Source organism: Arthrobacter sp. GAS37, assembly GCF_044908325.1.
In the GTDB taxonomy this organism is placed as follows: domain Bacteria; phylum Actinomycetota; class Actinomycetes; order Actinomycetales; family Micrococcaceae; genus Arthrobacter; species Arthrobacter ramosus.
The window spans coordinates 1-14,758 of sequence record NZ_JBIYDB010000065.1; the positions used below are offsets into that span (position 1 = coordinate 1).

Annotated in this window: 11 protein-coding genes; 8 read left to right on the plus strand and 3 right to left on the minus strand. The window is 65.2% G+C overall.

Translation table 11 applies throughout. The features are described 5' to 3' along the window. Nucleotides 1–297 precede the first annotated feature (297 nt). The 6 genes from ABH924_RS24095 (at nt 298) to ABH924_RS24120 (ending at nt 6,536) form a co-directional block, all read left to right on the plus strand. A complete protein-coding gene (locus tag ABH924_RS24095) occupies nt 298–1,665 on the plus strand; it encodes an MFS transporter (RefSeq protein WP_404502958.1) in 1,368 nt (455 codons plus the stop codon). Between the two features lie 150 nt (nt 1,666–1,815). Further along, complete coding sequence (locus ABH924_RS24100) at nt 1,816–3,531, plus strand: dihydroxyacetone kinase family protein (RefSeq protein WP_404502960.1); 1,716 nt, start codon at nt 1,816–1,818, stop codon at nt 3,529–3,531. 49 nt (nt 3,532–3,580) lie between these two features. Continuing rightward, nucleotides 3,581–4,051 (plus strand): ribose-5-phosphate isomerase, encoded by a 471-nt coding sequence (locus tag ABH924_RS24105; protein WP_404502962.1) that lies wholly within the window; start codon nt 3,581–3,583, stop codon nt 4,049–4,051. Beyond that, nucleotides 4,035–4,877, plus strand: a complete 843-nt coding sequence (locus ABH924_RS24110; protein ID WP_404502964.1) for a triose-phosphate isomerase family protein — start codon at nt 4,035–4,037, stop codon at nt 4,875–4,877. Before ABH924_RS24105 ends, ABH924_RS24110 begins: the two co-directional genes overlap by 17 nt. Next, nucleotides 4,874–5,674, plus strand: coding sequence for a sugar phosphate isomerase/epimerase family protein (locus ABH924_RS24115; protein ID WP_404502966.1), 801 nt, complete (start codon nt 4,874–4,876; stop codon nt 5,672–5,674). The genes ABH924_RS24110 and ABH924_RS24115 overlap by 4 nt, the downstream gene beginning before the upstream one ends. 1 nt (nt 5,675) lies before the next feature. Then, nucleotides 5,676–6,536, plus strand: coding sequence for a phosphogluconate dehydrogenase C-terminal domain-containing protein (locus ABH924_RS24120; protein ID WP_404502968.1), 861 nt, complete (start codon nt 5,676–5,678; stop codon nt 6,534–6,536). Between the two features lie 138 nt (nt 6,537–6,674). Here ABH924_RS24120 and ABH924_RS24125 read toward each other — a convergent pair whose 3' ends face one another. Next, a complete protein-coding gene (locus ABH924_RS24125) occupies nt 6,675–6,953 on the minus strand; it encodes a putative quinol monooxygenase (RefSeq protein WP_404502970.1) in 279 nt (92 codons plus the stop codon). A gap of 255 nt (nt 6,954–7,208) precedes the next feature. Between ABH924_RS24125 and ABH924_RS24130 the strand changes: the two genes are divergently transcribed. Then, on the plus strand, nt 7,209–12,140 hold the full coding sequence (locus ABH924_RS24130) for an NAD-glutamate dehydrogenase (protein WP_404502972.1): 4,932 nt from the start codon (nt 7,209–7,211) through the stop codon (nt 12,138–12,140). Nucleotides 12,141–12,239: 99 nt separating this feature from the next. Next, nucleotides 12,240–12,461 carry a hypothetical protein gene (locus ABH924_RS24135; protein WP_234752813.1) on the plus strand — a complete coding sequence of 74 codons (222 nt, stop codon included), beginning with the start codon at nt 12,240–12,242 and terminating at the stop codon, nt 12,459–12,461. A gap of 101 nt (nt 12,462–12,562) precedes the next feature. Here the strand turns inward: ABH924_RS24135 and ABH924_RS24140 are convergent, their stop codons facing one another. Both ABH924_RS24140 and hutH read right to left on the minus strand, forming a co-directional pair. Further along, a complete protein-coding gene (locus ABH924_RS24140) occupies nt 12,563–12,811 on the minus strand; it encodes a hypothetical protein (protein ID WP_059388455.1) in 249 nt (82 codons plus the stop codon). A 194-nt stretch (nt 12,812–13,005) separates the two neighbouring features. Continuing rightward, nucleotides 13,006–14,598, minus strand: coding sequence for a histidine ammonia-lyase (gene hutH / locus ABH924_RS24145; RefSeq protein ID WP_404502974.1), 1,593 nt, complete (start codon nt 14,596–14,598; stop codon nt 13,006–13,008). Between the last annotated feature and the right edge of the window lie 160 nt (nt 14,599–14,758).

Sequence of the window (14,758 nt, forward strand, 5' to 3'; positions counted from 1 at the left end):
CTCCGTAACCCATTTTGCCCCCCCCGCGCGGCCCCAGCTTTGCGGGGGGGGGGGGGGGGGGGGGGGCCCCCCCCCCCCCCCCCCGGCCCGCACCCACGGTCCAGCCGCCATGCGAGCCCGGCGTCCGAAAATTACGATCAGTCAACCGGTTGACCAATTTGCGCTCGGGGGCTTATGGTTTTTATCACACGCTTAGCTCGGTCCTGAGGCATCGAAGTCCACGGATCGGCACTAAGAAAACCCGAGCCGTCTGGTCCGCAGAAGGACAACGCGCTCCGGCAACCTCTAGGAGTCAATGTGGACACCACACAATCGGTGGTCGAAAGATCGGCCATCAAGAAGGTCGCGATCCGGCTGGTGCCGTTCGTCGCCTTGATGTTCTTCATCAATTACCTGGACCGGACGGCCATCTCGTTCGCCGGCCCCAACGGCATGAACAAGGACCTGGCGCTCTCCGCAGCGCAGTTCGGCTTCGCGTCCGGAGTCTTCTTCATCGGCTACATCCTGCTGGAGATCCCTAGCAACCTTGCTTTGCACAAGTTCGGCGCACGCCGCTGGTTGGCCCGCATTATGGTCAGCTGGGGCATTGTGTCCCTCGCGTTCACCTGGGTGGGCAACGTGGACCAGCTCTACATCCTGCGTTTCATCCTGGGTGTGGCCGAGGCCGGATTCTTCCCTGGCGCCATTCTCTTCCTGAGCCTCTGGGTTCCCGCAAAGCACCGCAGCAAGATCCTGGCCCTCTTCTACTTGGCACAGCCGTTGACCACGGTGATCGGCGCTCCGCTGGCCGGCGCGTTGATCCAGCAGCACGGCGTGTTCTTCGGCCTTGAAGGCTGGCGGTTCATGTTCTTCGGTGTCGCCATCCCGGCGATCGCCATCGGTGTCATCTCCTGGTTCTATCTGGCCGACTCCCCCGCCAAGGCCAAGTGGCTGACGTCCGAGGAAAAAACCTGGCTGACCGGTGCTCTCGCAAAGGAAAAGGAAACGACGGCGGCCAGCAACAAGCACGTCAGCGTCCGGACAGTGTTCGGCAACGGCCGCGTTTGGATGCTCTCCCTGATCTATTTCGGCTTCATTTACGGCCTCTACGCCCTCGGCTTCTTCCTGCCGACCATCATCAAGGGATTCGAGTCCCAGTTCGGCACGAAATTCGATGTCTTCCAGCAAGGCCTCATCACCGCCATCCCGTACTTGCCTGCCGCCGTCGTCTTGTACTTCTGGTCCAGGGACGCCACCAAGCGCGGCGTCAAGACGTGGCACATCGCGCTTCCCGCACTGACCGGCGCCGTCAGTATCCCGTTGGCACTGTTCGCAGGATCCCCGGCGGCCACGATCGCCGTCATCACCATCACCGCCATGTCCATTTTCGCGGCCTTGCCGAACTTCTGGACGGTGCCCACGCAGTTCCTCACCGGGGCAGCGGCCGCAGCCGGCATCGCGCTGATCAACGCGGTCGGCAACCTGGCAGGCTTCAGCGCTGGCTACATCACGGGTTGGCTCAAGGACTGGACCGGAGGCTACGTGGTGCCCATGTTCGTGGTGGGTGGCTTCATGCTGCTGTCCTCGATCGTGATGGTTGTCCTCAGCCGCCGGGGCAAGGCGAGCGACGGCATCCCCGCCGAGGCGCTGGATCCCGCAGGCGCCGGCCACCACGCAGAGCCCTAACCCCGGCCTGCCCAACTAGCTCGCAGTTGTTGTCGTTTTGGGGGCTCAGAACGACAACAACTGTCAGTTAGTTGGGTCGCCAGGCATCACGCCCCCAGTCCCGCCATCCGGCACCACCCCAATCCTCGCTATTTGGTCCAGGAGTTCCGCATGACCCGCTTGTTCAATGAACCCGCAGCCTTCGCTGACGAAATGATCGAAGGTTTCGTCGCTTCGCACGGCCGCTGGGTACGGCGCGTCTCCGGCGGCGTTGCCCGCAGCACCCGGAGCACTCCCGGCACGGTAGCTCTGGTGATCGGGGGCGGTTCGGGCCACTACCCGGCTTTCGGGGGTCTCGTCGGCCAGGGCATGGCGCACGGCGCAGCGATGGGCAATCTCTTCGCCTCGCCGTCCGCGCAGCAGGTCTACAACGTGGCCAAGGCTGCGGACAACGGCGGCGGCGTGCTTCTGGGCTACGGCAACTACGCCGGCGATGTCCTGCATTTCACCCAGGCCCAGGTGAAGCTCCGCAAGGAGGGAATCGACTGCCGCAGCATCGCCGTCACTGACGACATCTCCTCTGCCCCGCTGGCCGAACGGCACAAGCGCCGCGGCATTGCCGGGGACCTGACCGTCTTCAAGGTGGCCGCTGCCGCGTCCGAAGCGGGTTACACCCTTGACGACGTCGTGCAGATCGCCGAACGCGCCAACCACCGCACCCGCTCCTTCGGCGTCGCGTTCACCGGATGCACCCTGCCCGGTGCTGAACAGCCACTCTTCACCGTCCCCGAGGGCCGGATGGCCGTCGGCATGGGAATCCACGGCGAACCGGGCATCGGCGAAACGGACATCCCGACGGCGGACGAGCTCGCTGAGCTGATGGTCACCAAGCTCCTCGCCGAGGTTCCCGAAGGCGTCGAGATCAGCCGTTCCCGCGTCGTCCCGATCCTCAATGGCTTGGGCAGCGTGAAATACGAGGAACTGTTCGTGGTGTACCGCCGCGTGGCGCAACTCCTCGCAGAAGCAGGGCTTGAGGCCGTGGACCCCCAGGTGGGCGAGCTCGTGACCAGCTTCGACATGGCAGGCACCTCCCTGACCCTCTTCTGGCTGGACGAAGAACTCGAACATCTCTGGCTCGCGCCGGCCGACGCCCCGGCCTTCCGTCGCGGCGCGATTACAGCCCAGGCGCTGGCGTTCGACGACGGCAAGCTGGCCGACGTCGAACTTTCCATCCCTGCCGCCACGGCCGAGTCCCGCGCGGCCGCCGTCCGCGTCCTCGCCGCACTTGGCGCCGCCAAAGACGTCGTAGGCGCCAACGCTGACGAACTCGGTCGGATCGATGCGATCGCCGGCGATGGCGACCACGGCATCGGCATGGAACGCGGGGTCCGCGCCGCCGTGGAAGCCGCGGCAGAGGCCGTCGAACGCGGTGCCGGTGCGGCCACCACCTTGCATTTCGCCGGGGATGCCTGGGCCGACAAGGCCGGCGGAACCTCCGGTGCGCTGTGGGGCATGGCGCTGCGGGCCGTCGGTGACGCTTTGGGCGACGCCAACGCGCCCGACGGCGGCGCTGTCGCCACCGGCGTGGCAGACGCCGCCGCGGCCATCATGAACTTCGGCAAGGCCAAGGTGGGCGACAAGACCTTGGTGGATGTCCTGGTCCCGTTCCGCGACGCCCTCGAAGCCGGCGTGCAGGACGGTCGGTCCCTGACGGACGCGTGGGACACCGCCGTCGTGGCAGCCCAACAGGCAGCCAAGGACACCGCGAACCTGCTGCCGCTAATGGGCCGCGCCCGCCCGCATGCCGAGAAGAGCCTGGGCACCCCGGACGCCGGAGCCGTCTCGATGGCGCTGATCGTCCAGGCAATCCACGAGACCTTCCTCTAGGAAAAAACACAGTGGAGAACACCGTCGAAAACAGCATTAAGGAGAACACATGAGCACCAAACTGCGACTGGTCATCGGATCGGACGATGCAGGATTCGAGTACAAGGAAGCCCTCAAGGCCGACCTTGAGGCCAGTGAACTGGTCGAATCCGTGACCGACGTCGGAGTGGACGCCGTCAGCCACACCCCGTACCCGTCCGTGGCCATCGCTGCGGCCGAACTGATCGCCGAGGGCAAGGCCGACCGTGCCCTGCTGGTCTGCGGCACGGGGCTGGGGGTGGCCATCGCTGCCAACAAGGTCCCCGGCATCCGCGCAGTCACCGCACACGACTCCTTCTCCGTGGAACGGGCCGTCCTGAGCAACAACGCCCAGGTCCTCACCTTCGGCCAGCGCGTCGTCGGCCTGGAGCTGGCCCGCCGCCTTGCCAAGGAGTGGCTCACGTACACCTTCGACGAGTCCTCTGCCTCCGCCGAGAAGGTCACACTCATTAAGGACTACGAGGGTGTCACTTCCTGCTAAACCCGCCGGTGGCGGGACGAATGAGAAGGCGGTCGTCGGCGTCAGCCTGAAAATGTACTTCGGCTACGAACGCACGCTCGAATGGTGCCGCGCCGTGGCCGATATCGCCGCAGCCCACCCCGCCGTCCAAGACGGCAGCATCGAGCTCTTCGCCCTCCCTGCCTTCCCTGTCCTCAGCGAGGCCGGAAGCGTCCTTGCCCCCTCCGGGGCGCGGACGGGAACCCAGGACATCTTCTGGGAAGACGAAGGCGCGTACACCGGTGAGGTTGGCGGTCCCATGATCACCGAACTCGGCGGTTCCTACGTAGAGGTTGGCCACGCCGAACGCCGCAGGATCTTCGGCGAGGACGATGACGTGGTCGGGCTCAAGACCGCGGCAGCCTACCGCAACGGGCTCACTCCGGTGCTCTGCGTCGGCGAACCCGTGCAAGGTACGGCCGCCGAAGCGGTCGCCTACTGCGCCCGGGAGCTAGACGCGGTCCTTCATCGTGCATCCAGCCTCGATCTCGCCAAGCGGACGATCGTGGCCTACGAACCACAGTGGGCCATCGGCGCACCGGAACCCGCGACGCCCGAATACATCAGCGCCGTGGTCCGGGGTTTGGACGAACACCTCCGGAGCCTGCCCGGACAGTCCGAGAGCCGGGTCATTTACGGCGGGGGCGCCGGCCCAGGACTGATCACCCAGCTGGACATGTCCGTCGCCGGCCTGTTCCTGGGCCGCTTCGCGCACGACCCACAAGCGCTCAAGACCATCCTCGACGAGGCTGCAGCCCGTCTCGCCGCATCCGCACAGGCGAGGGCCGCAAACGGGGCAGCAGCATGAGCTCAACCATCGGCCTGAGCAGCTACGCGTTCTTCTGGCAGCTCTCGGACGCCGTCTCGGCACCGTTGAGCATCCACGAAGCACTGCGGCGCACGGCGGGACTGGGCGTGGAGCTGTTCCAGATCTGCGACTACGCTCCCCTGGAGCACATGTCCGACGACGAACTCGCCGCCGTCCGCGCCACCGCGGACTCCCTCGGGATCACACTGGAACTCGGCACGAAGGGCATCCGGCCGGAGCACCTGCACAAGTTCCTGCACATCGCTGTGGCCCTCAAAGCCAAGCTGCTGCGGACCATGTTCAACGTCCCCGGCCACACCCCCGACGCCGACGAAGCCACGGCGATCTTCACCGGGATCCTTCCGGCCTTCCAAGCGGCAGGCGTGCGGATCGCCGTCGAAACCTACGAACAGGTGCCCACCGCACGGAGCCTGGAGGTGATCCGCCGGGTGGACAGCCCGTACCTGGGGATCTGCAGCGACCCTGCCAATACCGTCGCGGCGCTGGAGATGCCTCGCGAGGTGATTGACGCCGTCGCGCCCTATGTCCTGAACATGCACATCAAAGACTTTGCGTTCAGCCGCAAAGAGGGGTGGGTCGGGTTCACGTACTCCGGCGCACCGCTCGGCGAGGGCCTCCTGGACTACGACTACATGGCCGGAAAGATCCAGCCCGCGCAAAGAAACATCAACCAGATCGTCGAACACTGGCTGCCCTGGCAGGACTCAGAGGCGGAAACCATCCGCCTCGAAAACCAGTGGACCCAACAAAGCCTCGAATTCCTAAGGAGCAAGTGAAATGTCAGCAGAACAATTGACCGTCGCCGTTGTCGGAGCCGGTGGCAAGATGGGGATGCGCGTTTCCGCCAACCTCCAGAAGTCCAACCACACGGTGACCTACAGCGAGAACTCCCCCGCCGGCCAGGACCGCGTCCGCGCCGAAGGCCGCGAAATCACCGCCACCGACGACGCCGTCAAGGGCGCCGACGTCGTGATCCTCGCCGTGCCGGACACCGTCCTCGGCATCGTCTCCGAAGGCGTCGTCCCGCAGATGAAGCCCGGCTCGATCCTGCTCACCCTGGACCCGGCCGCGGCCTACGCCGGACTGCTGGCCAAGCGCGACGACGTCATCCAGGCGGTCGCCCACCCCTGCCACCCGTCCGTGTTCCTCGAGCGCACCACCAAGGAAGAATGGGCCGACACCTTCGGCGGCCAGGGCGCCCCCCAGAACGTCGTCGCAGCCATCGACGAGGACGCCCCCGCAGCAACCCGCGATGTAGCCGAAGCAACCATCCGCACCATCTACGCCCCCGTGATCAACGTCCACTGGGTCACGGTGAAGCAGCTCGCCATCCTCGAACCCACCCTCGTGGAAACCGTGGCCTGCATGATCGGCACACTCCTCAACGAAGCCCTGCACGAGACCGTGCACACCGCCGGCGTCCCGGAAGAAGCAGCCAAGGCCATGCTTTTCGGCCACGTGCAGATCGCCCTGACCAACGCCCTGCGCGGCTCCAACCCGTTCTCCGAGGCCTGCGAAATCGCCATCCAGTACGGCAAGGACACCATCATCAAGGACGACTGGAAGAAGATCTTCGACGACTCCGAACTCGACGGCGTCATCGCCAAGATGCTCAAACTGGACGCCGTCAAGGGCTAGTCACGGCACGGACACCTCCGGAGAAAGCGAAGCCGCGGCTGTCTCCTCACGAACACACCGGTCATCGACTGGCTGCCGCGTGGCAGCCAGTCGATGATTGATCCTGGACCAAAGAATCGCAGGGGTTGATGCTCTGTTCTAGAGCCCTGTTACGGAGTATCGACGCTCTATTCCGGCGCTGGCGCGACCCCATTCGCTTCTAGCGACGCGGTCTTGGTGGGCCCTGAAGGCCGCCTCATCGCTGAACCTCTCGTCAACCTGCCACACCATCGGGTCGTCGGTGGCGGTCACGTGAAATGAGATACAGCCGGCCTCGGCGCGCGTCAAGGCGACGTGGCGGGCAAGGTGGAGGGCGACGACGGCGACCTCGTCAGCGTCGCGGCACACGAGTTGTCCGCTGAGATGAACCAGTGTCATGGAATAATCCTCGCGCATCCCGCGCGTAGACGACCCCAGGCACAGCCTGTCGAGACCGGCCGAGAGCGAAAGTGATCTTCCAACGGCGCACAGGCTAGTGAGGCAAATTCAGCTCGTTCCGCTTGACCAAGTCGTGTAAGGGTGGGCTCCCCAAGCCTTTACTGCCTGCCCCGCGCCAGCCATCATGAAATCAGGCGCAGGACTTCGCCGACCGCTACAGCACGGCCGCTCCTTGCGCGGCGGAGGCGCAGCGACATGTCACCCAGAATCGAGCCCGCGGACCACGCCTTGGGAGGCACTGCCCCCGGCGCCCCGGACCGATTCCTCACCGACTACTACGAGCACGTGGCCGATGATGATGTCCGCGACTACACCACCGATGCACTCCTGGAGCGTGCGCGGTACCACCGCTCATTGGCGGAACGGCGGGCTCCCGGGCAAGCAGTGATCGGCGTCCTGAACGAGGCCGACGCCAGCCTCGTAGCTATTGTCACCGAGGACATGCCCTACCTGGTCCCGTCGGTCACCGCGGAAATCGCCAGGGACAACGCCTCCATCCGGCTCCTGGTCCACCCCATTTTTACAGTCACCCGGGATCCAGCCACCCATCGCCTGATCGACGTCCGCCGCGGTCCCCTGCGGACGGGACTGCCGTCCGGCGTCGAACCTTCCGCCTCGGTCACCCCTATGGACCACGACGACGGCGGGCCGCTCACGGAGGCTTGGATCGCCGTCGAGATCTCCCGGCTTCCAGACGAAACGAGTGCCGAACACCTCGTTGAACGGCTGCAGACCGTCCTTGGCGATGTCCGGGCCGCCGCAGAAGACGCGGCTGCCATCCATCAGGAACTTGCCAACGAGGTCAGGGGCTTGGACGGGCTCGCGCAAGCCGCCCCCGCGGCGCGGGAGGTCCAGGAGTTGCTGCGCTGGCTGGACGACGGGAATTTCGTCTTCCTCGGCTACCGCGGCCGGAAGGGTCTCGGCCTGCTCAGGAATGTGGCGGTCACCGCGTCCGAAGGCGAGTCGTCCGCGGCGCCCCTCCTGACACTCACCAAATCGACGCTCCGCTCGACGGTCCTCCGGCGCGCCTACCTCGACGAAATCAGCCTCGGCGGGGCTGACGGAATCTGGGAGCGCACCTTCGTTGGCCTTTTCGCTCCCAGCTCGGCGTCCCGCTCGGCACTCCAGATTCCCGTCATCCGGGACACCGTGGACGAGGTGCTGCGCACGTTCGGATACCCGCCCGCATCACACCGAGGCAAGGAACTCCTGGCGGTGGTGGAGGCCTATCCACGCGACGAACTCTTCCACATCGACGCACGGCAGTTGGCGGAGCACGCGCGGGACATCCTGCGCCTCCAAGAACGGCACAGCACACGGTTGTTCCTGCGCCCGGACTCGCACAACCGCTTCATGACAGCCCTGGTCTTCCTGCCGCGGCAACGCTACAGCACGGCCGTCCGGCTCAACATTGAACGCGAACTTCGCGAGGCCTTCGTCTCCGACGCCATCGAATTCGAGCTCCGCCTGGGCGAATCCGCCATGGCCCGCGTGTTCTTCCGGGTTCTGTTGCCACGCGAGGGGGCGCCTGTCGTCGTCGACCCTGCGGTACTTGAGCAGCGGATCATCGCCGCCACAAGGTCCTGGGCCGAAGGCCTGGACGAAGCCCTGCGGGCGAGGTTCCCCGCGGACGAGGCCGCCCTGCTGTCCCGGCAATGGGCCACCGCCTTTCCAGCCAGCTACAAAGCAGACTACGAGGTGGAAGACGCGGTTCAGGACATCGTCCGGTTCGAGAGCTTCGCGCCCCGGGACGGGGACCTGACAGACGGCGACGCCGCGGACCCGCTGCTCACCGTCTACAAGCGCCCGGGAACTGCCGTCCTCGCTGAGGATGCGCGGATTCGGCTCTATTTGACCCGCCCGCAGAGCCTGAGCCAGATTTTGCCGCTCTTCCACAACCTGGGCTTGCGCGTGCTGGACCAGCGGCCGTTCGATGTGCAGCGTGCCGACGGGCGGTCCTACTTCCTTTACGACCTCGGCCTCGTGTATCCGCGCGGAGTTGATCCCGTGGGAACCGGCGATCTGCTGGCCGCTTCGTTCTGTGCCGCGATGCGGGGAGATGCGGAGTCCGACGCCTTCGATGCCCTGGTCATCCGGGAGGGGATCGACTGGCGGCGGACAGCCATCCTGCGCGCGTATGCGAAGTACCTTCGGCAGTTGGGGAGCACCAATTCCTACGGGTTCATCGCGGATACCCTCCGTGAGAATGTTCGTGCAACCCACGCTTTGCTTTCACTTTTCGAGGCGAAGTTCGATCCGGACCGGTTCGAACCCGATCTGTTCGATCCTGAACTGCGCGAGCCGACGCCTGCTGAGCCGACGGCGACTGAGCAGATTCCGGCTGGAAGCGATCTGTTCGAAACGGACCGCGGCAAGTACAGCTCGCGGACACAAGCCACGAACGCCGCCCGCAAGGAACTGGCGGAAGCGATCGACGCCGTACCCGTCCTCGACGCCGACCGCCTGTTGCGTTCTCTGGCGAGCCTTGTGGAGGCAACCCTCCGCACCAACTTCTACCTCAACAAGCCGTATTTGAGTTTCAAGCTCAATCCCTCCTCCATCGCCGCCGCACCGGCACCCCGGCCACAGTTCGAAATCTGGGTCTACTCGCCGAGGGTGGAAGGCGTCCACTTGCGTTTCGGCCCGATTGCCCGCGGAGGCTTGCGCTGGTCCGACCGTCGCGAGGACTTCCGCACGGAAGTCCTGGGACTCGTGAAAGCCCAAACGGTGAAAAACGCCGTCATCGTTTCCACCGGAGCCAAGGGAGGTTTCTACCCCAAACAGCTCCCGGACCCCGCCGAAGACCGCGCGGCCTGGCTGGCCGAGGGCCAGGAAAGCTACCGGATCTTCGTTCGCGGACTACTGGACATCACGGACAACCTGGTTGCCGAACCCGACGGCGGTTCGCACGGCCGCGTCGTTCCGCCGCAGCGCGTTGTCCCGCCGCAGCGCGTCGTTCCGCGGGCCCGCGTGGTGAGGCACGACGGCGACGACTACTACCTCGTGGTCGCCGCGGACAAGGGCACAGCCACGTTCTCCGACATCGCCAACTCCCTGGCCGCAGAGTACGGATTCTGGCTCGGCGATGCGTTCGCGTCCGGCGGTTCGGTGGGTTATGACCACAAGCAGATGGGCATCACGGCCCGAGGCGCCTGGGAGTCCGTGCGGCACCATTTCACCGAACTGCTCATCGACTCCCGGGCCGAGGATTTCACCGTGGTGGGCGTCGGCGACATGAGCGGCGACGTGTTCGGCAACGGCATGCTGCTCTCGAACCACATCAAGCTGGTGGCAGCCTTCGATCACCGGCACATCTTCCTCGATCCCACCCCGGACCCAGCCACTTCCTTCGCCGAGCGGAAACGGCTCTTCAAGCTATCCCGCTCGTCCTGGGCCGACTACAACCCCGCGAAGCTCAGTCCGGGCGGAGGGGTGTTCTCCCGGACCGAGAAGTCAATCAGCATCACCGAACCGGTCCGCCTCGCCTTGGGATTGGATGAGGGCACGACGGCGATGAGCCCGCCTGAGCTGCTCAGGGCCGTCCTCATGGCCCCCGTCGACCTGCTCTACAACGGCGGAATCGGCACCTACGTCAAGGCCTCCAGCGAGACGCATGCCGAGGTCGGAGACAAGTCAAACGATGCCATCAGGGTGGACGCCGCCCAAGTGCGTACCCGGATCATCGCTGAGGGCGGCAATCTCGGCATCACCCAACGCGGCAGGATCGAGGCTGCTCTGGCCGGAATCCTCGTGAACACCGATGCCATCGACAATTCCGCCGGCGTGGACTGCTCGGACCACGAGGTAAACATCAAGATCTTCCTGGACCGGATGATCGCCGCGGGCAAGATGTCCCCGGATGAAAGAACGAAATTCCTGCACTCACTCCAGGACGAGGTAGGGCGGCTCGTGCTGAAAACCAACGTGGACCAAAACGTCCTCCTCCTCAATGACAAACAGCTGGTCCTTGAGTGGAGCCCGAGCTTCGAACGGACCATGGACTGGCTCGAATCAGCCACGGACCTGGACCGGCAGCTCGAATGCCTCCCGACTACGGAGGAAATCCACGCCCGCGTGGGGACCGGAGTCGGACTGACCTCGCCCGAGCTGGCTGTGCTGGCGGCTTATGCCAAGATCGAGCTCGCCCGGGAACTGACGGAGGGCGGGCTCGCGGACGATCCGTGGTTCTCGCAAACACTGCGCGAGTATTTCCCCCGCCAACTTTCGGAACGGTTCGGCGATGACCTCTCCACGCATCCCTTACGCCGCCAAATCGTCGCCACAGTGGTGGCCAACGACATGATCAACCTCGGCGGCATAGCGTTTGCATTCCGCGCCATGGAGGAAACCACGGTTTCGGCGGCCGCGGTGGCGCGTGGATTCGTGGTCATGCGCCGAATCTGGGATTTCGATTCGGTCACTGAAGCCATCGCCCGGGTGCCGGCAAGCATCCCGCGCGAGCACGGATGCGCCGTGGCACTGGACATGCGCCGCCTCCTCGACCGGTCCACCCGTTGGTACGTCACCCACGATTTCCGGGACAAGCCCATTGCGGACGCCTTCGCGCGGCTCGAACGGCCCATGTCGCTGATGCGGGCAAATTTCACGCGCCTCCTGCACGGGATCAACCTGCAACACTCGTTGACGCGCCTCGCCCATTCGGATTCGGTGGGCCTGCCACACGAACTGGGCCTTCGAGCCTCCGAACTCCTCGTCAGCTACGGCCTTTTGGACATTTCCGCGATTGCCGAGGAATTGCAGGAGCCCGTTGAGGACGTGGCGGAGGTCTACTTCGCCGTGTTCGAACGGATCTCGGCTATCCCCCTGTTGGAACACATCACGCTGTTGCCGCGGGACACCCACTGGGAGGCCTTGGCCCGGGCAGCCCTCCGTGACGACATGTACCTGGTCCTTGCCGACATGACCAAGGCCGTGGTCCGGCACACTCCCCGCTCCTCCGAGGCAGTCGCCGACCCCGTAGCGAGGATCGAGGATTGGGAACGCGGAAACATCGAACAACTCGCCCGCATCCAGGACACCATCAAGGAAGCCATCAAGCCCGGCCCGGTAGACATCGCGGCACTCTCCGTGGCCGTGAAGCTGCTGCGCGCCATGGTCCGCCGGTGATCCAGCTCCCAAAATGCCGGACATCCCATGACACTTTGCTATCTTTTTATGCAGGAATTGCCGCTCCCCCCTGCGGCACCCTGCAGAAGGAGCCCCCCAATGAACACCGCAACAATAGAACGCAACGAAATCCATTTGTCCTTTGCGTCCGTCGACGAAGTCCATGCAGGACTTGACGAAGCTGTCAGCACGCTCATCGAAGCCGCTGCCGACAACGGCCGCTGCGGGATCCTGGTGACCCGCCGGGAGCCTGGAAGCTACACGGTTGCCTTGGACGAGTCGGTCCCGTTCGGCCAGACCCGCGAAGTCCTCGCCGCCTAGGAAGCCTAGGAACAGGTACGGACAACAAAACCGGGGCTTGTTTTCCGGACCACGCCAAGAAGGCGCGGAATGGGAAACAAGCCCCGGTTTTTATACGGTCACTACACCCGGCGCAGCTCCACGCCGTCGGACTTCATGAAAAGCTGTTTGGCGGCTTCGTCGGCGCCAGGCCCTGCGGGTTCAAGCCACACAACGTTGCCGCTGCCCGAGACTTCCTGCACCTCCCCCGCCGCGACCACATGTGCGTGCCTTACGACTTCGATCCGCTCCCCCACCTTCAACGTTCCCCAGTTGGAAACGACGGCGGACTGTGCGATTCGCCTGGACAGGACTGTCCCGCGTGCCTTCATTGAACTTCTACCCCTTTGTGGATGTTCGTTGTTTTCAGTTGTAAACGGATTTTCCCCGGCAGGCCCACGACATCATCGGCGTGGACATGCCGTACCCCATAAGTTCTACTACACAGAAAGCGCCCCGGGGCGCGTATTGCCAAACATTTCCGGGGCGCTTCCTATTGTTCACTCGAACAGTATTTTGTTCGGCGTCAGGCGAGAATTCCGACGGCGGATTCGGCGGCCGCTCGCACGTCGCCAGCGCCTACAAGACGGTCCGCGGCTTCCAGCTCAGGTGAGAGGAAACGGTCAGTTCCGGGGCCGTCGACGACGCCGCGCAGCACCTCGATCACGGCGGTGCCAGCTGGCCCCGGAGTGAGTTCGCCGCCGGACAGTTTGGTGCGGATGTCGAGGGCACGGGCGCTCGTGACGAGTTCCACAGCCAGGACGCGGCGCAGGTTCTCGATGGCCTTGCGTAGCTTGCGGGCAGCGTGCCAACCCATGGAGACGTGGTCTTCCTGCATGGCGGAGCTCGGGATGGAGTCAACCGACGCCGGGACGGCCAGTCGCTTGTTGTCCGAGACAAGTCCGGCCTGGGTGTACTGGGCGATCATGAGGCCCGAGTCCACGCCCGGATCGTCGGCAAGGAAGGCCGGGAGTCCGTGTGAGCGGGCCGGGTCCAGCATGCGGTCCGTGCGGCGCTCTGCGATGGAGGACAGGTCCGCCACGGCGATGGCCAGGAAGTCCAGCACGTAGGCCACCGGGGCACCATGGAAGTTGCCGTTGGAGGACACGCGGCCGTCCGGGAGCACTACGGGGTTGTCGATGGCCGCAGCCAACTCGCGGGAGGCCACGAGTTCAGCGTGCGTCACGGTATCGCGGACCGCGCCCGCAACCTGGGGTGCGCAGCGGAGCGAGTATGCGTCCTGGACCTTGGTGTCATTGACGCGGTGCGAAGCAACGATCGGCGAGTTGGAAAGCACGCGCAGCATGTTGTCCGCGCTTGCGGCCTGGCCCGGGTGGGGACGCAGGGCCGCATGCAGCTCCGGCAGGAACACCTGGTCCGTGCCGAGCAGCGCCTCGACGCTGAGCGCAGCGGTGATGTCCGCCGTCGTGAGCAGCAAGTGCAGGTCGGCGATGGCCATCAGGAGCATGCCGAGCATGCCCTCGGTGCCGTTGACGAGGGCAAGGCCTTCCTTTTCCGCGAGGACGACCGGCTCGATGCGGTGCGCGGCGAGGAGCTCGCCAACCGGCTTCTTTCCGGCGGCGCCGTACAGCTCGCCGTCGGGCCCGGTGGCTTCGCCTTCGCCCATCAGGACCAGTGCGCAGTGCGACAGCGGGGCAAGGTCGCCGGAGCAGCCCAGGGAGCCGAATTCACGGACTACGGGGGTGATACCCGCGTTGAGGACGTCCACCATGGTCTGCAGGACCACGGGGCGGACGCCCGTGCGGCCCGAGGCCAGGGTCTTGGCGCGCAGGAACATGATGCCGCGGACCACTTCGCGCTCCACTGCCGGGCCCATGCCGGCGGCGTGGCTGCGGATGAGCGACTTCTGCAACTGGGTGCGGAGTTCGTTGGGGATGTGGCGGTTGGCCAGGGCACCGAAGCCCGTGGAGACGCCGTACGCCGGAACTTCGCTGTGGGCGAGGCCGTCGATGTGGGCGCGGACCTTGGCAACCGTGTCCAGGGCTTCCTGGGAGATGGTCACCTTGGCGTCGTAGCGTGCGACGGCGACGACGTCCTCCGGCGTGACTCCGCTGGAGCCGAGGGTGACGGTCAGCGGTTCGTGGGTAATGGTTGTCATTTTTCCTCGTTCTTCCCAACTAGCTCGCAGTTGATGTCGTTTTGGGGTCCCATAACGACAACAACTGCGAGCTAGTTGGGGTTGTCGGGTCTGGTTAGCGGGTTTCTTCCATGGGGATGCGGACGCCGCGTTCGTGGGCGACTTCGATGGCGCGGTCGTA

Excerpts from the sequence above, each read along its gene's own strand:
- ABH924_RS24100 (WP_404502960.1), top strand. The coding sequence starts at position 1,816 with ATGACCCGCTTGTTCAATGAACCCGCAGCCTTCGCTGACGAAATGATC.
- ABH924_RS24140 (WP_059388455.1), bottom strand. The coding sequence starts at position 12,811 with ATGAAGGCACGCGGGACAGTCCTGTCCAGGCGAATCGCACAGTCCGCC.
- ABH924_RS24105 (WP_404502962.1), top strand. The coding sequence starts at position 3,581 with ATGAGCACCAAACTGCGACTGGTCATCGGATCGGACGATGCAGGATTC.
- ABH924_RS24130 (WP_404502972.1), top strand. The coding sequence starts at position 7,209 with ATGTCACCCAGAATCGAGCCCGCGGACCACGCCTTGGGAGGCACTGCC.
- ABH924_RS24135 (WP_234752813.1), top strand. The coding sequence starts at position 12,240 with ATGAACACCGCAACAATAGAACGCAACGAAATCCATTTGTCCTTTGCG.
- ABH924_RS24125 (WP_404502970.1), bottom strand. The coding sequence starts at position 6,953 with ATGACACTGGTTCATCTCAGCGGACAACTCGTGTGCCGCGACGCTGAC.
- ABH924_RS24115 (WP_404502966.1), top strand. The coding sequence starts at position 4,874 with ATGAGCTCAACCATCGGCCTGAGCAGCTACGCGTTCTTCTGGCAGCTC.
- hutH (WP_404502974.1), bottom strand. The coding sequence starts at position 14,598 with ATGACAACCATTACCCACGAACCGCTGACCGTCACCCTCGGCTCCAGC.
- ABH924_RS24120 (WP_404502968.1), top strand. The coding sequence starts at position 5,676 with ATGTCAGCAGAACAATTGACCGTCGCCGTTGTCGGAGCCGGTGGCAAG.